Raw genomic sequence first — 18,566 nt, forward strand, 5'->3', positions numbered from 1 at the left:
CATCGGCACCGCCGAGCCGGGGTGGACGGCAACACCCCCCGGGACCCGATACCCTTTGACCAGACACGCGCCCCATCCCACAACAGCACACGCGGCCGAGGAGTCACCCGGATGAGCACCACCCAGAGCGAGAGGCTGCGAGAGCTGCTTGAGCCGCTCGTCGCCTCCCAGGGACTGGACCTCGAGGAGATCGCGGTGGACTCGGTCGGCCGCAAGCGTGTGCTGAGAGTGGTCGTCGACTCCGACACCGGTGCCGACCTGGACCGGATCGCCGATGCGAGCCGCGTGCTCTCGGCGAAGCTGGACGAGACCGACGCGATGGGCGACGCGGAGTACACCCTCGAAGTGGGCACCCCGGGCGCGGAGCGCTCCCTGACCGAGCACCGCCACTACGTGCGCGCCACGGACCGCCTGGTCCGCTTCCAGCTGCACGAGGGCGGCGAGCTGGTCGCCCGCATCGTCGCCGTGGACGAGGACGGAATCGACCTCGAGGTGCCCGGCGTCAAGGGCCGCAAGGCCACCACCCGCAGACTCGCCTTCGGTGACATCGACAAGGCACGCGTCCAGGTCGAGTTCAACCGCAAGGACACCCAGAACACCGATCACACCCAGAACAGCGACACGACGGAAGAGGAGGCGTAGCCGTGGACATCGACATGAGCGCCCTGCGGGGCTTGGTACGGGAGAAGGAGATCTCCTTCGACCTGCTGGTCGAAGCGATCGAGTCGGCCCTCCTCATCGCCTATCACCGCACCGAGGGAAGCCGCCGGCACGCGCGCGTGGAACTCAAGCGGGACACCGGACACGTGACCGTGTGGGCGAAGGAGGACCCCGACGACCTCGAAGAGGGCCAGGCGGCCCGCGAGTTCGACGACACCCCGTCCGACTTCGGCCGCATCGCCGCCACCACCGCCAAGCAGGTCATCCTGCAGCGGCTGCGCGACGCCGAGGACGACGCGACGCTCGGCGAGTACGCCGGCCGCGAGGGCGACATCGTCACCGGCGTGGTCCAGCAGGGCCGCGACCCGAAGAACGTGCTGGTCGACATCGGCAAGCTGGAGGCCATCCTGCCGGTGCAGGAGCAGGTGCCCGGCGAGACCTACCCGCACGGCATGCGGCTGCGGTCCTACGTGGTCCGGGTGGCCAAGGGCGTGCGCGGTCCCTCCGTGACGCTGTCCCGCACCCACCCCAACCTGGTGAAGAAGCTCTTCGCCCTGGAGGTGCCGGAGATCGCCGACGGGTCCGTCGAGATCTCCGCGATCGCCCGCGAGGCCGGCCACCGCACCAAGATCGCCGTCCGCTCGACCCGCTCGGGCCTGAACGCCAAGGGCGCCTGCATCGGCCCCATGGGCGGCCGGGTGCGCAACGTCATGGGGGAGCTGAACGGCGAGAAGATCGACATCGTCGACTGGTCGGACGACCCGGCCGACATGGTGGCGAACGCTCTCTCCCCGGCCCGCGTCTCCAAGGTGGAGGTCGTGGACCTGGCCGCCCGCTCCGCGCGGGTGATCGTGCCGGACTACCAGCTGTCGCTGGCCATCGGCAAGGAGGGCCAGAACGCCCGCCTCGCGGCCCGGCTGACCGGCTGGCGCATCGACATCCGCCCGGACACCGAGCAGCCGTCCGGACAGCCCTCCGAGCAGCCCTCGGGCGAGCACGGGGAATAGATCCAAGCCGTACGGCGCTGAGATCACGTCAGCTTTGCGTGCGGCACGTGTTCGATTCTTGCCCCGAAGGGGTGAGGTCGGCCGGGGGAGGTAGACTTAGGAGTGTCTGGCCGGACACGTACCCGAGCATGCCCTGAGCGCACCTGCGTGGGGTGCCGGGAGCGAGCGGTCAAGAGCGAGCTGCTGCGCACCGTGGCGGTCGAGGGTCATTGCACCCCTGATCCACGCGGTACGCTGCCCGGCCGGGGTGCGTACGTACACCCCGTACCGGTCTGTGTCGACCAGGCAGTGCGCCGCAAGGCGTTCCCGCGGGCGCTCCGCGTCCCGGGTCCGCTCGACGTAAAGGCGTTGCGCCACTACGTCGAGCAGGCACAAGGTTGCTGAAAGCAGCATGTAAGCAACGTGGTAAGGAAGACGAGCCGTGCGGAACCCACCGCGCGGCCCGGTACCTCGCGAGTCGAAAGCAGGTCGAGATTGCGATGAGCACTCGATGAGTACGCGATGAGTACGCCCATGAACTAGCGACGGTCCGGACGCAACCCGGACCTCAGAGGAGCGAAGTGGCTAAGGTCCGGGTCTACGAACTCGCCAAGGAGTTCGGCGTTGAGAGCAAGGTCGTCATGGCCAAGCTCCAGGAGCTCGGTGAATTCGTCCGTTCGGCGTCTTCGACCATCGAAGCGCCCGTAGTACGCAAGCTGACAGACGCCTTCCAGCAGGGTGGTGGCAACGGCCGGGCAGCCGGTCGCCCCGCCGCCCCGAAGAAGGCCGCCCCCAGGCCCGCCGCGCCGTCTCCGGCGCAGGCGGCTCGTCCGGCCGCGCCGCGTCCGGCGACCCCGAAGCCCGCGGCTGACCAGCAGCCCGAGGCCCCGGCGGCCCCCGCTACGGCGCCGTCCCAGGGTCCGCGTCCGACGCCGGGCCCGAAGCCCGCGCCGCGTCCGGCTCCGGCCGCGCCGGAGTTCACCGCTCCGCCGGCCGCTCCGGCCGCCCCCGCCGCCTCGACGCCCGCTCCGGCCGGCCCGAAGCCCGGCGGTGCGCGTCCCGGTGCCCCCAAGCCCGGCGGACGTCCGTCCGGTCAGGGTCAGGACCGTGGTCAGCAGGGCGGCCAGGGCCGTCCCGGTGGCCAGCGTCCCGGCGCCCCCGCGCAGCGTCCCGGCGGCCGCCCCGGCGGTCCGCGTCCGGGCAACAACCCCTTCACCTCCGGCGGCAACGCCGGCATGGCGCGCCCGCAGGCGCCCCGTCCGCAGGGCGGTCCGCGCCCCGGCGGCCCCGGTGCACCCGGCGCCGGCCCGCGTCCGCAGGCCCCCGGCGGCCAGGGCGGCGGTCCCCGTCCCCAGGCTCCGGGCGGCAACCGTCCGAGCCCCGGCTCGATGCCGCGTCCGCAGGGCGGCGGCCAGGGCGGTCCCCGTCCCGGCGGCGGTCCGCGTCCGAACCCCGGCATGATGCCGCAGCGTCCCGCTGCCGGCCCGCGTCCGGGCCCCGGTGGCGGCGGTCGCGGTCCCGGCGGTGCCGGTCGTCCCGGCGGCGGCGGCGGTCGTCCCGGTGGCGGCGGCGGCTTCGCCGGTCGTCCCGGTGGCGGTGGCGGCGGCGGTCGTCCCGGTGGCGGCGGCGGTTTCGCCGGTCGTCCCGGTGGCGGTGGCTTCGGTGGCGGCGGTGGCCGTCCCGGCTTCGGCGGTCGTCCCGGTGGTCCCGGTGGTCGTGGTGGCACGCAGGGCGCCTTCGGCCGTCCCGGCGGTCCCGCGCGTCGCGGTCGCAAGTCGAAGCGGCAGAGGCGCCAGGAGTACGAGGCCATGCAGGCCCCGTCGGTCGGCGGCGTGATGCTGCCTCGCGGTAACGGCGAAGCCATTCGCCTGTCGCGCGGTGCGTCGCTCACCGACTTCGCGGAGAAGATCAACGCCAACCCGGCGTCGCTCGTCGCGGTCATGATGAACCTCGGCGAGATGGTCACCGCGACCCAGTCCGTCTCCGACGAGACGCTCCACCTCCTCGCCGGCGAGATGAACTACACGGTTCAGATCGTCAGCCCGGAGGAGGAGGACCGCGAGCTGCTCGAGTCCTTCGACCTGGAGTTCGGCGAGGACGAGGGCTCCGAGGAGGACCTGGTCGTCCGTCCGCCGGTCGTGACCGTCATGGGTCACGTCGACCACGGTAAGACCCGGCTGCTCGACGCCATCCGCAAGACGAACGTCATCGCGGGCGAGGCCGGCGGCATCACCCAGCACATCGGTGCCTACCAGGTCGCGACCGAGGTCAACGAAGAAGAGCGCAAGATCACCTTCATCGACACCCCGGGTCACGAGGCGTTCACCGCCATGCGTGCCCGTGGTGCCCGGTCGACCGACATCGCGATCCTGGTCGTCGCGGCCAACGACGGCGTCATGCCGCAGACGGTCGAGGCGCTCAACCACGCCAAGGCGGCCGAGGTCCCAATCGTCGTCGCGGTCAACAAGATCGACGTCGAGGGTGCCGACCCGAGCAAGGTGCGCGGTCAGCTGACCGAGTACGGCCTGGTGGCCGAGGAGTACGGCGGCGACACCATGTTCGTCGACATCTCCGCCAAGCAGGGTCTGCACATCGACTCCCTGCTGGAGGCCGTGGTCCTCACCGCGGACGCCTCGCTCGACCTGCGGGCCAACCCGGTCCAGGACGCGCAGGGCATCTCGATCGAGTCCCGCCTCGACCGCGGCCGCGGTGCCGTGGCGACGGTCCTCGTGCAGCGAGGCACCCTGCGGGTCGGCGACACGATGGTGGTGGGCGACGCCTACGGCCGCGTCCGCGCCATGCTCGACGACAACGGCAACAACGTCGCCGAGGCGGGTCCGTCGACCCCGGTCCAGGTGCTGGGTCTGACCAACGTCCCGGGCGCCGGCGACAACTTCATCGTGGTCGAGGAGGACCGTACGGCCCGCCAGATCGCGGAGAAGCGTGCCGCCCGCGAGCGGAACGCCGCGTTCGCCAAGCGCACGCGCCGCGTGTCGCTGGAGGACCTGGACAAGGTGCTCAAGGCCGGCGAGGTCCAGCAGCTGAACCTGATCATCAAGGGCGACGCTTCCGGATCCGTCGAGGCCCTGGAGTCCTCCCTGCTCCAGCTGGACGTCGGCGAAGAGGTCGACATCCGCGTCCTGCACCGCGGCGTCGGTGCGGTCACGGAGTCCGACATCGACCTGGCGATGGGCTCCGACGCCATCGTGATCGGCTTCAACGTGCGCGCCGCCGGGCGTGCCGCGCAGATGGCCGAGCGCGAGGGTGTGGACGTCCGGTACTACTCGGTCATCTACCAGGCGATCGAGGAGATCGAGGCGGCCCTCAAGGGCATGCTCAAGCCGGAGTACGAAGAGGTCGAGCTGGGCACGGCGGAGATCCGCGAGGTCTTCCGCTCGTCCAAGCTGGGCAACATCGCGGGTGTTCTCATCCGCTCCGGCGAGGTCAAGCGCAACACCAAGGCGCGCCTGCTGCGCGATGGCAAGGTCATCGCGGAGAGCCTCAACATCGTGGGCCTGCGTCGCTTCAAGGACGACGTCACCGAGATCCGCGAAGGCTTCGAGGGCGGTATCAACCTCGGAAACTTCAACGACATCAAGGTCGACGACGTCATCGCGACGTACGAGATGCGCGAGAAGCCGCGGGTGTAACACCCCGACTTCCGAGACGGTGCGGCCCGGGGCCGGTCGGCGGAGCACAATATCCGTCGATCGGCCCCGGCCGTTCGTTGTACGGTTCTGATGTCCCCGCCGGTGAACGGCGGGGCCATCGATCCCGAACCGGCGGGTGAACCGGTTGCATACATGTATGTGGGGACGCTGTCCTTCGACCTCCTCCTCGGCGACGTACATTCGCTGAAGGAGAAGCGCTCCGTGGTCCGCCCGATCGTCGCCGAACTCCAGCGGAAGTACGCGGTGAGCGCGGCCGAGGTGGAGCACATGAACCTCCACCGCCGGGCGGTCGTCGGCCTGGCCGTGGTGTCCGGCGACGCGGGCCACCTCAGCGACGTACTCGACCGGTGCGAACGGCTGGTGGCCGGCCGGCCCGAGGTGGAACTGCTGTCGGTGCGACGGCGCCTCCACGGCGACGACGACTGACCAGCAGCACGCCAGACCACGCAAGAACACGAAGAGAAGAAAGAACGGGAGACGGACCAGTGGCCGACAACGCGCGGGCGAAAAGGCTGGCGGACCTCATCCGAGAGGTGGTGGCCCAGAAGCTGCAGCGCGGGATCAAGGACCCGCGGCTCGGCTCGCACGTCACCATCACGGACACCCGGGTCACGGGTGACCTGCGGGAGGCGACCGTCTTCTACACGGTGTACGGGGACGACGAGGAGCGCAATGCCGCCGCGGCGGGCCTGGAGAGCGCCAAGGGCATCCTGCGCTCCGAGGTCGGCAAGGCGGCGGGCGTGAAGTTCACGCCGACCCTGACCTTCGTCATGGACGCCCTCCCGGACACCGCCCGCAACATCGAGGACCTCCTCGACAAGGCGCGCCAGTCCGACGCCAAGGTGCGCGAGGCGTCCGCGGGCGCCGCGTACGCCGGTGAGGCCGACCCGTACCGCAAGCCGGACGAGTCCGAGGACGAGGCCGCCGAGGCCGACGAGACGGACGACACCGCTAAATGACCGAGAAGCACACCACGCCCGACGGCCTTGTCATCGTCGACAAGCCGTCGGGTTTCACTTCGCACGACGTCGTCGCCAAGATGCGGGGCATCGCCCGGACGCGGCGCGTCGGGCACGCCGGCACGCTCGACCCGATGGCGACGGGCGTCCTGGTCCTCGGTGTGGAGCGGGCGACCAAGCTCCTCGGGCACCTCGCCCTCACCGAGAAGGAGTACCTGGGCACCATCCGGCTCGGGCAGACCACCCTGACCGACGACGCCGAGGGCGAGATCACGGGGTGCGCGGACGCCTCGAAGGTCACCCGGGAGGCGATCGACGCCGGGATCGCCGAACTGACCGGCGAGATCATGCAGGTGCCGTCCAAGGTCAGCGCCATCAAGATCAAGGGCGTGCGCTCCTACAAGCGGGCGCGCGAGGGCGAGGAGTTCGAGATCCCCGCCCGTCCCGTCACCGTCTCCTCGTTCTCCGTGTACGACGTCCGCGACGCCGTCGCCGAGGACGGCACCCCGGTGCTGGACCTGGTCGTCTCCGTGGTCTGCTCCTCCGGTACCTACATCCGGGCCCTGGCGCGCGACCTGGGCGGCGGTCTCGGCGTCGGCGGCCACCTCACCGCGCTGCGCCGCACCCGGGTCGGGCCCTACAAGCTGGACACCGCCCGGACGCTGGACCAGCTCCAGCAGGAGCTGACCGTCATGCCCGTCGCGGACGCGGCCGGCGCCGCCTTCCCGCGCTGGGACGTCGACACCAGGCGGGCCAAGCTGCTCCGAAACGGGGTCCGCCTGGACATGCCCGAGGTCTACGCGGGCGCCGGTGCCGTCGCCGTCTACGGTCCCGAGGGCGGACTGCTCGCGCTCGTCGAGGAGCACCAGGGCAAGGCGAAGAGCCTGGCCGTCTTCGGCTGAGCCGACGCGCCGTCGGCGTCCGCCCGTGGAGCGGCGATCACGGGGACCTCACTGTCGCCGCTCCACGGTCCCCCCTCGGTTCCCCCGCCTCCTAGGGTGTATCCAACCGCCCCCTCCTGTTCACCCGTCCGGGCAGGCGCTCGGAGTGAACCGGGGGAGTGGGAGGGGGCGCGTTCGCCAGGGGATCTGTCCCGCTGATCATCACGCGCCTACCGTCGAACACACAGCACGGGTGTACGGCGGGGAGGTCCGGCGATGGCGTCGAGGAACCGGTCCCGGGAGGCGGCGGGCGGCAGGGCGGGACCGGGGCCGCGGGACGGAGCCCGGGACGCGCGCGGCGGGCCTCCGGCCCGGGTGGCCGCTCCGGCCCGGCACGCGCCCGACGGCGCCCTGGTCCAGGTGCACGACCTCGCCGGACGCCCCCGCGGCACGGGATTCGTCGCCGACCACCACGGCACCGTGCTCACCAGCCACGAAGCGGTCGACGGCCTCTCCCGGCTGGTCCTGCGCACCGCCGGGGACCGGCGCCGCGTGGTCGCCGCCGCCGACGTGACCCCGCTGCCCGCCCTCGGCCTGGCCCTGGTCCGCACCGAGGGCCTGGGCGTGCGCCCGCTGCCCGTCACCACGCGGGACCGCATCGAGGCCGGCACCTACGTGCGCATCGCCGCCGGCGGTTGGCGCGAGGCCCGCGTCCTGGGCACCACCGGCGTGACCTACACGGCCACCGACCGCTTCCACCTCCTCGGCGACGCGCTGGAACTGGCCTGCGGCACCTCCGGGCGGGACGCGCTGCGGCTCGGCGGCGGGGCGGCCGGCGGCCCCGTCGTCGACATCGAGACCGGTGCCGTCCTCGGGGTCCTCGGCACCGCGCTCAGCTCCGGGCACAGCGACGTCGGCTTCGCCGTACCGCTGCGCCGCCCGGACACGGGCCCGCTCGCCGCCCTCCTCGCCGAGAACGCCGCGACGGTCCCGGCCTACGGAGCCGATCTCAATCTCGCGGGTGTCCTCGCCCTCACGGCGACGTCGGTCGGGCAGGACGGTCCGCGGGGCGCGTCGGGGGAGTGCGGGGACGTCCGTGCGGTCGAGGGCTCCGGGCCGCAAGGGGGCGCACCCTCGGTGGGGCCGGTGGTGAAGCCGGTCGAACGGCCCGCGGTGACCCGCGCGTTCACCGCCTTCGCCGCCGGCCGCGCCGGCGTACTGGGCCTGGTCGGCGCGCCGGGCAGCGGCCGCACGACCGAGCTGACGGCCCTCGTCGCCCGCCGCTCCCGGGGCCCCGCACCGGCCCCCACGCTGTGGCTGCGCGGCGCCGACCTGTGCGACGAGGACATGTCGCTGGCGGACGCCGTGCGCCGGACGCTGGACCGGGCCGCCCGCATCGTCGCCGCCTCGGACCGCGCATACCCCGACGACCTCGGAGACATCGACCCGGAGCGCCTCGCCCGCCTGGCCCGCACCGCCGGAAGGCCCCTCCTCCTGGTGCTGGACGGCCCCGAGGAGATGCCGCCCGTCCTCGCCCACCGCCTCCCCGAGTGGACCGAGGGCACCGCGGCCTGGCTGGGGGAGACGGGCATCCGGCTGGTCATCGCCTGCCGGGCGGAGTACTGGGAGCACGCGGGGGCCGAGTTCCCCCGGGACCTGCTGTACGGCCCGGCGCCCGAGGAGCGCGCCGCCGCGCCGGTCGCGGCGGACGGCGCCGGGAGGCCGCTGTGGGCGACGCCGGGGGCGTCACGCCGGGGCGGGACCGCCGTACCGGTGCCGTCCCGGGCGGTCGCCGGGGGGCGCCCGTCGGCCGGTGTCGTGTCGTCGGCCGGGGCGGCGGTCGTGCAGGGCGGGGCCGGCGTACCCGTGCCGTCCTGGGCGGTCGCCGGAACACGCCCGTCGGCCGGGGCGGTGGTGGCCGGGACGGCGGTCGGCGTGCCCCGGCCGGGGTTCGACGGCGTGGAGCCGGCGGCTCCCGGGCCGGTGCTGCCGCCCTGCGTTCCGCTCGGTGACCTGGGCGACGAAGAGGCCCGGGAGGCGCGCGCCCGCCACGGCGTCCCGGACGGCGCCCTTCGAGCCCCCGACGACCGGCACCCCCTCACCCTGCGCCTGTTCGGCGAGGTCCGCGAAGGCCTCGACCTGCCCGCGGCGCCCGTCGACCGGGACGAGGTCTTCCAGGCGTACCTGGACCTCGCGTGCCTGCGCGTCGCGACCCGCCTGGCCCGGGAGAACGGCCTCCACGGCACCGCCGTACGACGGCTCGCCGCGAACGTCTCCGGGCAGGTCCACGAGGCCGCCCGGCGCAGTCTCGGCCCCGGACAGGGCGCGCTTGACCGGGAGTCCTTCGAGGCGCTGTTCCCGTGGGGGCCCGCCCCGGCCCGGCTCGGCGGCGGCACCGGCTGGGCGTCGGCCGTGCTCGCCGAGGGCCTCCTCGTCCCCGCGGGCCCCGGCTACCGCTTCGCGCACGAGGAGCTGGCCGACTGGATCCAGGGCGTCCACCTCGACCTGCACGAGGCCCTGCGCGCCCTCGTCCACCGCCGCGGCACCCCGCACGACACGCACACCCTCCCGGTGCCCCACCACCGCATCGGCCCCGTCGTCGAGGCCGTCCTGCTCCTCGCCCGGCAGCACGGCGTCCTCCAACTCGCCCTGACCCTCGAGGAGCTGGTGCACGCCCTCGACGCCGACCCCCACTCCTGGTGGGCCCCACGGCTGCTCACCCGCGTCCTCGCGCGCGTGCCCGACGCGACGCCGTACACGGAGGTGCTGCGGCTCCTCGCCGACGGCCTCGCGGAACGGCGCGGAGAGGGACGGCCGGCGCCGGCGGAGTTCGGGCCCGCCTTCTGGACGGGCCTGCGGCTGCCCGACGCCCTCCGGCTGGACCTGCTGCGCCGCCTGGTCCTCGCCGACGGCCCCCCGAGCGAGCCGGGCCCCCGCCACCTCGACACCGTCGCGGCACTGCTCACCGCCGCTCCCGGGGCCGTACAGGCGCTCCTGGTCCGCTGGTTCGACGACGACCGGCCGCTGCCCGCCACCCCGCACGCCACCGTCGCGACGGCCGCGCAGGCGCTGCTGCACACCCACCGCCACCGCGGCCTGGACGGACTCACCGAGGTCCTCGTCGACAGCACCCACCGACGGGCCGACGAACTGCTCGCCGTCCTGGCCGAGGAGGAACCCTCGGCCCTGTGCCGCGCCGTGGAACGGTGGGCGCGCGACGAGCGCCCCGAGCGGCGGAGCGCCGCCGTCACCCACGGACTGCGCACCGCCCCGAACGCCCGCACCGCCGCCGACCGCACCCTGCTCCGGCACGCCGCCCTCGTCCTGCTCGCCGGGCCCGCCGACAGCCCGCTGCACGGCGGCGCGCTCGCCCTGCTCGTGCACGACCCGGACAGCCGTGAACGCCATCTTCCGAGAGCGCTGGACCACTTCGCGGCCGGCGACCCCCACCTCCCGCCGAGCGCGGTGGCCACCGCCCTGCCCACCCATCCGGAAGCCGTCCTCGAAGCCTTCCGGGCCCGGCTGCGCGGCCCCGACGCGGGGGAGGCGCTCCGCGTGCTCGCCGACGCCACCACCCCCGCGCTGGCCCGCCGGGTGGCCGCCCTCGTGGCGCGAGCCGTCGCGGACCGCCCCGAGACCGCCGGACACCTGGCCGCCTACGTCGACCGGCGCCTGGACCGGGACCCCGCCGACCGCGCCGTACTCCTCCCCTTCGTCACCTCTCTCCTCGACGACGGACCCGAGCCCGCGCGGGCCGCCCTCGCCGGTGTCCTCCCCGCCGACGGCACCGCCGCGGCCGGCCCGCTCCGCCGGGAACTGCGCGAGCGCCTCCTCGCCCACGAGCAGGCCCCCGCCGTCCTGGAAGCGCTGCTGTACGCGGCCGCCCGGTGCGCCGGTGAGGACCGGCGCGCCCTCGTCCACCGCACCGGTCTCCTCCTCGTCCGCACCCCCGACGGAGCCACCCGCTTCGACCGCGGGCTGGTCGACCTGGCCCGACACCTCCCGGGCTTCGCCACCCGGCTGACCGGCTGGCTGGCCGACGCGCCGCCGGACTGGGCCGCGCTGGTCGGCCCCAGCGCCCGCCGCACGATCGAGAACCTCGCGGGAGCCCGGGTCCCCGCCTGACCCCGGCCCGGACGGCATGGCACCCTTAGACCTGCGTAAGGGTCAGCACCGGACCCACCGAGATCACGGAAACCACCAAGGAGCAGACACAGTGCAGCGCTGGCGTGGCTTGGAGGACATCCCCGAGGACTGGGGACGCAGCGTCGTCACCATCGGCTCCTACGACGGCGTCCACCGCGGGCACCAGCTGATCATCAAGCACGCCGTGGACCGCGCCCGCGAGCTGGGCGTCCCCGCCGTCGTCGTCACCTTCGACCCGCACCCCAGCGAGGTCGTCCGCCCCGGCAGTCACCCGCCCCTGCTCGCCGCGCACCACCGCCGTGCCGAACTGATGGCGGACCTGGGTGTGGACGCGGTGCTGATCCTGCCGTTCACGACGGAGTTCTCGAAGCTCTCCGCGGCGGACTTCGTGGTGAAGGTCCTGGTCGACCGGCTGCGCGCCAAGGCGGTCGTCGAGGGCCCCAACTTCCGCTTCGGCCACAAGGCCGCGGGCAACGTGGACTTCCTCACCGAGCAGGGCAAGGTCTACGACTTCGAGGTCGAGGTCGTCGACCTGTACGTGACCGGTGACGCGGGCGGCGGCGAGCCGTTCTCCTCCACCCTGACCCGCCGCCTGGTCGCCGAGGGCGACGTCGAGGGCGCCGCGGAGATCCTGGGCCGCCCGCACCGCGTGGAGGGCGTGGTCGTGCGCGGCGCCCAGCGGGGGCGCGAGATGGGCTTCCCGACGGCCAACGTCGAGACCCTCCCGCACACCGCGATCCCGGCCGACGGCGTCTACGCCGGCTGGCTGCACGCCCAGGGCGAGGCGATGCCGGCCGCGATCTCGGTCGGCACCAACCCGCAGTTCGAGGGCACCGAGCGCACGGTGGAGGCGTACGCCATCGACCGCGTGGACCTCGACCTGTACGGCCTGCACGTCGCCGTCGACTTCCTCGCCTTCGTACGCGGCCAGGCCCGGTTCGAGACCCTGGACGCGCTGCTGGAGCAGATGGGCCAGGACGTCCAGAGGTGCCGCGAGATCATCGCGGCGTCGGACGTCCACCGCCCCTGACGTTCAGCCCGGCCGGACGGTCGCCTCGTCGCCTGCTCCGGCCGTGGGCCGCTCCGCTCGCGACCGGGCCCAGTGGCAGGCGACCTGGGCCTCGTCGCCGCCGGACAGGACCTCCAGCTCCCCGTGCCGGCACGCGTCGGCCACCCCGGCCCGCTCCGCCTCACCGCCGGCCAGCACCTGGCAGCGGACGTGGAAGCGGCAGCCGGAGGGGATGAACGACGGGTCCGGGGGCTCGCCGGTGAGCACGACCGGCGTGCCCGGCGCCTCCGGCAGGACCGACAGCAGCGCCTGCGTGTACGGATGCCGGGGCGCCGTCAGCACCTGTTCCACCGGGCCCGTCTCGACGATCCGGCCGAGGTACATCACCGCCACCCGGTCGGCGATGTTCCAGGCCAGGCCCAGGTCGTGGGTGACGACCAGCGCCGACAGGCCCAGTTCGGTGCGCAGCCGCAGCAGCAGCGCGAGGATCTCGCCGCGTACCGACGCGTCGAGGGAGGCCACCGGTTCGTCCGCGACGAGCAGTTCCGGCTCCAGGACCAGCGCGCCCGCGATGACGACCCGCTGCCGCTGGCCGCCGGACAGCTCGTGCGGGTAGCGCAGGAAGAACCGCTCGGGTGGCCGCAGTCCGGCCCGGGACAGGGCCTCGGCGACCGCCGTCCGCTCGTCCCCCGCGTGACCGTGGATGCGCAGGCCCTCGGCGACGATGTCGTACACCGTGTGCCGCGGGTTGAGCGAGCCGCTCGGGTCCTGGAGGACCAGCTGGGCCCGCTTGCGGTACGCCTTCAGCGCGCGCCCCGAGCGGGCGAGCGGGGCCCCGTCGAAGGTGACGCGGCCCCCGGTCGGCGGGACCAGGCCGAGCAGGGAACGCGCGAGGGTGGTCTTGCCGCAGCCCGACTCGCCGACCAGCGCGACGATCTCGCCCCGCCGGATGTCGAGATCGACCCCGTCCACCGCCCGCGCGTCGGCCGACCCGCGCCGGCCGGGAAACGTGACGTGCAGCCCCTGGACGCTCAGCAACGGGGGTGTGGTGCTCGTCATGGGCTGCTGCTCCTCACTCCGTCGTTCGTCACGGCGCCGCCGGAGGGGCCGGCGGCCGCCTCGGTACTGCCGGGCGCTCCGCCGTCCCCCGCGCCCACGTGGACGCAGGCCGCCCGCCGACGGGCTCCCGCCTCGCGCAGTGCCTGGTCCTGGGTGGCGCAGAGGTCCAGGGCGACCGGGCACCTCGGGTGGAACGCGCAGCCGGAGGGCACCGCCGTCGGGTCGGGCGGGTCGCCGGGCAGGCCGCGGGGCGCGAACCGCGAGGCCGGGTCGCCGATCGTCGGGAAGGCCGCCGACAGCGCGCGGCCGTACGGATGCCGGGCGTCCTCGTAGACCTGCCGGGCCGGTCCCTCCTCGACCACCCGGCCCGCGTACATCACCGCGAGGCGGTCGCAGGTGTCGGCCAGCACCGCGAGGTCGTGGCTGATCATGATCAGGCCGACGTTCTGCTCGCCGACCAGGCCCTCGATCAGCCTCAGGATCTGCGCCTGGATCATCACGTCGAGCGCCGTGGTCGGCTCGTCGGCGACGATCAGACGCGGGTCGCAGGCCAGCGCCATCGCGATCATCACGCGCTGCCGCTGCCCGCCGGACAGCTCGTGCGGGTAGGCACTCGCCCGCGAGGCGGGCAGCCCCACCTGCTCCAGCAGCTCGCCCGTCTTCCTGCGCGCGCCGGCCGCCGTCGCCCCGCGGTGCAGCAGGACGGGCTCGGCGATCTGGTCACCGATGCGGTGCACGGCGTTCAGGGAGTGCATCGCGCCCTGGAAAACGATCGACGCCCCCGCCCAGCGCACCGCCCGCAGCCGCCCCCACTTCATGGTCAGCACGTCCTCGCCGTCCAGCAGGATCTCCCCGCCGGTCCGGGCGCCGGGCGGCAGCAGCCGCAGCAGCGCCAGCGCCAGCGTGGACTTGCCGCAGCCGGACTCGCCCGCGATGCCGAGCTTCTCGCCCGCGTCGAGGCGCAGGTCGACCCCGCGCACGGCGGCCGCGCCACCGGCATACGTCACCTTCAGGTCCCGGACCTCCAGGAGACTCAACGGGACACCCCCAGCCTGGGATTGAGAACGGCCTCCACCGCACGCCCGCACAGCGTGAACGCCAGCGCCACGACCGCGATCCCGACGCCCGGCGGCACCAGGTACCACCAGTCGCCGGAACTCACCGACCCCGCCTCCCGCGCGTCCTGAAGCAGCCCGCCCCAGGACACCACCGTCGGGTCCCCGAGCCCGAGGAAGGCCAGCGTCGCCTCGGCCAGGATCGCGGAGGAGATGATCAGGGTGGTCTGCGCGAGGACCAGCGGCATGACGTTGGGCAGCACGTGCCGGGACATGATGTGCCAGTGCCCGCCCCCCAGCGCCTTCGCGCGCTCGATGTACGGCCGCGACTCCACCGCCAGCGTCTGCGCCCGCACCAGCCGTGCCGTGGTCGGCCACGTGGTCACCCCGATCGCCAGCACGATCGTGGCGAGGGAACGGGACATGACCGTCGCCAGCACGATCGCCAGCACCAGCGTCGGCATCACCAGGAACCAGTCCGTGATCCGCATCATCACCGTGGCGTACCACCCGCGGAAGTGCCCGGCCGTGATCCCGATGACCGCGCCGATCGCCACCGACAGCGCGGCCGCGAGCAGCCCGACGAGCAGGGACACGCGCGAGCCCCAGATCAGCAGGCCGAGCAGGTTCCGCCCGAACTGGTCCGTGCCCAGGGGGAACTGGCCGCTCGGACTCTCCAGCGGCTGCCCCGGCGCGTCGGTCACGCTGTCCACGTCCGACCCGACCGTCAACGGCGCGGTGAGGGCGACCAGCACGAACAGCGACAGCGCGGCCAGCCCGAAGAGGCCCGCCCGGTGCCGGCGGTACTCCTTCCAGAAGCGCGCGACGGAGGCACGGCGCCGCCGCCGGGCGAGCGCACGCGGACTCGGCCCGCCCGCCTTCCCGGAGGGCTCCGCAGGGGTCTCGGTGGTCTCGGCGGTCATCGGCCCACCCTCGGGTCGAGCAGCGGATACAGGAGGTCGGCCAGCGTGTTCATCAGGATCACCGCCGCGGCGAAGACGAAGAACAGCCCCTGCACCAACGGCAGATCGGGCACGCTCAGCGCCTGGTAGAACAGCCCGCCGAGCCCCGGCCAGGAGAAGACGGTCTCGACCAGGATGACACCCGCCACCGTCCGACCCAGGTTGACGAAGACCAGCGTCACGGTCGGCAGCAACGCGTTGGGCACGGCGTGCCGGCGCCGCACGAGGTCGTCCCTGAGCCCCTTGGCCCGCGCGGTCGTCAGGTAGTCGCCGCCCATCTCGTCCAGCAGCGCCGACCGGGTGACCAGCAGCGTCTGCCCGTACTCCACGGCGACCAGCGTCACCACCGGGAGGACGAGATGGTGGGCGACGTCGAGCACGTGGGCGAAGCCCTCCTCGCCGCCCGACTCCATGCCGCCGGTCGGGAACAGGCCCGGGATCGGGTCCACGCCGACCGACAGGACGATGATGAGCAGCAGCCCCAGCCAGAACGACGGGATGGAGTAGAGCGTCAGCGCCAGACCGGTGTTGAGCCGGTCACCCAGCCCGCCGTGCCGCCACGCCGACCGGGTGCCGAGGAAGGCACCCAGCGCGGTGTAGATCACGAAGGCCGTGCCGGTGAGCAGCAGCGTGTTCGGCAGCGCCTCGACGATCTTGTCGACGACCGGCGCGTGGAACTGGTACGACGTGCCGAGGTCCCCGCTCAGCGCCTTGAGGCAGTAGTCCGTGAACTGCTGCCACATCGGCAGGTCGAGCCCGAACTCCTCCCGGTAGACGGCGAGCTGCTCGGCCGAGACCGGACGGCCGCCGGTCATGAACTTCACCGGGTCGCCGGGGATCAGCCTGAAGAGGAAGAAGCTCGTGACCAGGACGGCGAAGAGGGAGACGACCGCTCCGCCCAGCTTCCCCGCCACGTACCGCGGATACCCACTGCTCCCGCGCCGCGACGGCCCGGACGGCCGCTTGCCGAGCGCGGCGCCGGTCGCGGCGAGGGGCGCGGAATCCGTCGCGCTACTCACGGTCGTCCGCCGTCGCCCGGCGGCGGACGGCGAAGAGCACCCCGAGGCCGGCGAGGACGACGACACCCGCGACGATCCCGATCACGGTGCCCGTCGACGACGAACCGCCCGAGGAGTCACCGGAGTCCGCGGGGACGGCCGACCACCAGCTCCAGTACCCGTCCTGGCCGTAGATGTTGCCCGCGTCGGACGGCATGGTGGTGATCGACTCGATCTGGTCCGTGCGGTAGGCCTCGACCGCGTTCGGATACGCCATGACGTTCATGTAGCCGGTGTCGTAGAGCCGGGACTGCATCTGCTTGACGAGGTCCGCGCGCTTGCCGGCGTCGTACTCGCCCAACTGCTGGGCGTACAGGTCGTCGTACTTCTTGTCGCAGATGAAGTTGTCGGTGGCGCCGGTGTCCTTGGGTGTCGCCGGGAGCGCCGCGCAGGTGTGGATGGAGAGCACGAAGTCCGGGTCGGGGTTGACCGACCAGCCGTCGAAGGCGAGGTCGTACTTGCCGGCCAGCCACGGGTCGGTCACGTTGTCGAGGCAGTCGAGGGTGATCGAGATCCCGAGTTCGCCCCACCACTCCTGGAGGTACTTGCCGACCGCCTTGTCGTTCGGGTCGGTGGCATGGCACAGGACGCGGTAGTTCAGCGGCTTGCCGTCCTTGCCGACGCGCTTGCCGTCGGCGTTCTTCTCGTAGCCCGCCTCGTCCAGCAGCCGGGCCGCCTCGGCCGGGTCGTACGCCAGCTCCTGCTCGGCCGTCGGCTCGTAGAAGTACTGCGAGAAGCGCGGCGGGATGTAGCCCGCGCCCTCGACCGCGTGGCCCTGGAAGACCTTGTCGACGATCGCCTTGCGGTCCACCGCCATGAACAGCGCGTTCCGCACCCGCTGGTCGAGGAGCGAGGGATCGCCGTCACCGAACTCCGTGCCGTCCTTCGCCCGGGCGCCCGGGTTGGTGGCGAGGGCGTAGAAGCGGCGGCCGGGGGCGTCGTTGACGCGGATGTTCTCCTCGCCCTTGAGGGAGTCGGCCTGGGCGGGCGTCAGGGACGGCGACCCCGCCACGAACGACACCTCGCCCTTGCGCAGGGCGGCGACGGCGGCGTCCTGGTCCTTGTAGTAGCGGAACACCAGGTTGTCGAACTTGGGGGCGCCCCGCCAGAAGTCCTTGTTGGCCTTGAGCCGCACATAGCTGTCCGGCTTGTAGTCCGTGAGGATGAACGGCCCGTTGCCGACGATCGGGAAGTCCTTGTCGTTGTTGAACTTCGAGAAGTCCCCGACCTTCTCCCAGACGTGCTTGGGCACGATCGGCACGTCCAGCGCGGTCATCGTGGCCTGCGGCTTCTTCAGCCGGATCACCAGCTGGGTCGGGCTGGGCGCGGTCACCTTCTCGAAGTTGCCGACGAAGCTGCCGTTGGCGGTGGCGGCGCCCTGGTCGGTCATCATCTTGTTGAACGTCCACGCCGCGTCCTCGGCGGTGGCCTGCTGCCCGTCCGACCACTTGGAGTCGGAGCGGATCTTGTAGGTCCAGGTCAGCTTGTCGGACGACGCCTTCCACTCGGTCGCCAGACCCGGTATGACGTGGTTGTCCTTGGCGTCGTAGTTGGTCAGGTACTCGTACGTCAGCTTGTGGATGCTCGTGCTGAGCAGGCGTACCGCCAGGAAGGGGCTGAGCGAGTCGACGCTCTGCGCCACGGCGACGGTGAGCGTCTTGTCGCCGCCCCCGTCGCCGTCCTCGGCCGCCGTGGCCGCGGGAGCGACCGCCCCCGACGTGAGGAGCAGCGCGCAGGCGCCCGCCGCGGCGAGGAGCCGGGCTCTGAACCGGCGGGGGGCGGTACGTCCACTGCCGTGCTGATCGTGTGTGCTCATGACTACCTGACCTCGCGTCATCGCACGCGGGAACGCCGGACGTCCCCGCGTGAGGCGGGCTTGAACAGTGGTGAACGCGGAATGAAGTGTGTGTCTACCAGCGGCAGTCTGCGCGCGTCAACGGTCCGTCAAACCCCATGTGGCCTGCGGAAACGGCGAGTTGACCAACCCGTCACTCTCATTGGCACAGACCTCTGGCGCTTCCCTGGTGAGAGCCTGGCGCCCGTGTTTCACCGGTTCTGCCCGCGCACACGCGAAGGCCCGCGCCGTCCGGGACGACGCGGGCCTTCGGGACTCCGGCGGG

14 protein-coding genes are annotated in these 18,566 nt (G+C 73.0%); 9 read left to right on the plus strand and 5 right to left on the minus strand.

Annotation, left to right across the window (positions count from 1 at the left end):
• Window positions 1-111: 111 nt before the first annotated feature.
• From rimP to OIE75_RS27170, 9 genes are all read left to right on the plus strand, one after another.
• Window positions 112-642, plus strand: a complete 531-nt coding sequence (rimP, locus tag OIE75_RS27130; RefSeq protein WP_307015397.1) for a ribosome maturation factor RimP — start codon at window positions 112-114, stop codon at window positions 640-642.
• A 2-nt stretch (window positions 643-644) separates the two neighbouring features.
• Window positions 645-1,667 (plus strand): transcription termination factor NusA, encoded by a 1,023-nt coding sequence (gene nusA, locus OIE75_RS27135; protein WP_307015398.1) that lies wholly within the window; start codon window positions 645-647, stop codon window positions 1,665-1,667.
• 102 nt (window positions 1,668-1,769) lie between these two features.
• Window positions 1,770-2,051 carry a YlxR family protein gene (locus OIE75_RS27140; protein WP_079163683.1) on the plus strand — a complete coding sequence of 94 codons (282 nt, stop codon included), beginning with the start codon at window positions 1,770-1,772 and terminating at the stop codon, window positions 2,049-2,051.
• Between the two features lie 176 nt (window positions 2,052-2,227).
• Window positions 2,228-5,296 (plus strand): translation initiation factor IF-2, encoded by a 3,069-nt coding sequence (infB, locus tag OIE75_RS27145; RefSeq protein ID WP_329472358.1) that lies wholly within the window; start codon window positions 2,228-2,230, stop codon window positions 5,294-5,296.
• 153 nt (window positions 5,297-5,449) lie between these two features.
• Complete coding sequence (locus OIE75_RS27150; RefSeq protein ID WP_064730112.1) at window positions 5,450-5,743, plus strand: DUF503 domain-containing protein; 294 nt, start codon at window positions 5,450-5,452, stop codon at window positions 5,741-5,743.
• A gap of 59 nt (window positions 5,744-5,802) precedes the next feature.
• Window positions 5,803-6,276: a 30S ribosome-binding factor RbfA gene (gene rbfA / locus OIE75_RS27155; RefSeq protein ID WP_307015400.1), complete on the plus strand. Its 474-nt coding sequence runs from the start codon at window positions 5,803-5,805 to the stop codon at window positions 6,274-6,276.
• Complete coding sequence (gene truB / locus OIE75_RS27160; RefSeq protein ID WP_329472359.1) at window positions 6,273-7,178, plus strand: tRNA pseudouridine(55) synthase TruB; 906 nt, start codon at window positions 6,273-6,275, stop codon at window positions 7,176-7,178. The genes rbfA and truB overlap by 4 nt, the downstream gene beginning before the upstream one ends.
• Window positions 7,179-7,433: 255 nt before the next feature.
• Window positions 7,434-11,282, plus strand: coding sequence for a trypsin-like peptidase domain-containing protein (locus tag OIE75_RS27165; protein ID WP_329472360.1), 3,849 nt, complete (start codon window positions 7,434-7,436; stop codon window positions 11,280-11,282).
• 91 nt (window positions 11,283-11,373) lie between these two features.
• Window positions 11,374-12,333: a bifunctional riboflavin kinase/FAD synthetase gene (locus tag OIE75_RS27170; protein ID WP_307015403.1), complete on the plus strand. Its 960-nt coding sequence runs from the start codon at window positions 11,374-11,376 to the stop codon at window positions 12,331-12,333.
• 3 nt (window positions 12,334-12,336) lie between these two features.
• Here the strand turns inward: OIE75_RS27170 and OIE75_RS27175 are convergent, their stop codons facing one another.
• From OIE75_RS27175 to OIE75_RS27195, 5 genes are read right to left on the minus strand one after another with little or no spacing between them, the layout of a single operon-like run.
• Complete coding sequence (locus OIE75_RS27175) at window positions 12,337-13,371, minus strand: ABC transporter ATP-binding protein (RefSeq protein ID WP_307015404.1); 1,035 nt, start codon at window positions 13,369-13,371, stop codon at window positions 12,337-12,339.
• Complete coding sequence (locus tag OIE75_RS27180; RefSeq protein ID WP_329472361.1) at window positions 13,368-14,408, minus strand: ABC transporter ATP-binding protein; 1,041 nt, start codon at window positions 14,406-14,408, stop codon at window positions 13,368-13,370. The genes OIE75_RS27175 and OIE75_RS27180 overlap by 4 nt, the downstream gene beginning before the upstream one ends.
• Window positions 14,405-15,349, minus strand: a complete 945-nt coding sequence (locus OIE75_RS27185; RefSeq protein WP_307015406.1) for an ABC transporter permease — start codon at window positions 15,347-15,349, stop codon at window positions 14,405-14,407. Before OIE75_RS27185 ends, OIE75_RS27180 begins: the two co-directional genes overlap by 4 nt.
• Window positions 15,346-16,407: an ABC transporter permease gene (locus tag OIE75_RS27190; protein ID WP_307015407.1), complete on the minus strand. Its 1,062-nt coding sequence runs from the start codon at window positions 16,405-16,407 to the stop codon at window positions 15,346-15,348. Before OIE75_RS27190 ends, OIE75_RS27185 begins: the two co-directional genes overlap by 4 nt.
• Entirely contained in the window at window positions 16,400-18,262 is a 1,863-nt protein-coding gene (locus OIE75_RS27195; RefSeq protein WP_329472362.1) for an ABC transporter substrate-binding protein, read from the minus strand. The genes OIE75_RS27190 and OIE75_RS27195 overlap by 8 nt, the downstream gene beginning before the upstream one ends.
• Between the last annotated feature and the right edge of the window lie 304 nt (window positions 18,263-18,566).

This window comes from Streptomyces sp. NBC_01723 (assembly GCF_036246005.1).
Lineage (GTDB): Bacteria > Actinomycetota > Actinomycetes > Streptomycetales > Streptomycetaceae > Streptomyces.

What these genes read in the sequence shown, in the direction of transcription:
- OIE75_RS27175 (WP_307015404.1), bottom strand. Translation starts at nt 13,371, where the DNA reads ATGACGAGCACCACACCCCCGTTGCTGAGCGTCCAGGGGCTGCACGTC.
- OIE75_RS27150 (WP_064730112.1), top strand. Translation starts at nt 5,450, where the DNA reads ATGTATGTGGGGACGCTGTCCTTCGACCTCCTCCTCGGCGACGTACAT.
- rimP (WP_307015397.1), top strand. Translation starts at nt 112, where the DNA reads ATGAGCACCACCCAGAGCGAGAGGCTGCGAGAGCTGCTTGAGCCGCTC.
- OIE75_RS27165 (WP_329472360.1), top strand. Translation starts at nt 7,434, where the DNA reads ATGGCGTCGAGGAACCGGTCCCGGGAGGCGGCGGGCGGCAGGGCGGGA.
- OIE75_RS27195 (WP_329472362.1), bottom strand. Translation starts at nt 18,262, where the DNA reads ATGAGCACACACGATCAGCACGGCAGTGGACGTACCGCCCCCCGCCGG.
- OIE75_RS27185 (WP_307015406.1), bottom strand. Translation starts at nt 15,349, where the DNA reads ATGACCGCCGAGACCACCGAGACCCCTGCGGAGCCCTCCGGGAAGGCG.
- truB (WP_329472359.1), top strand. Translation starts at nt 6,273, where the DNA reads ATGACCGAGAAGCACACCACGCCCGACGGCCTTGTCATCGTCGACAAG.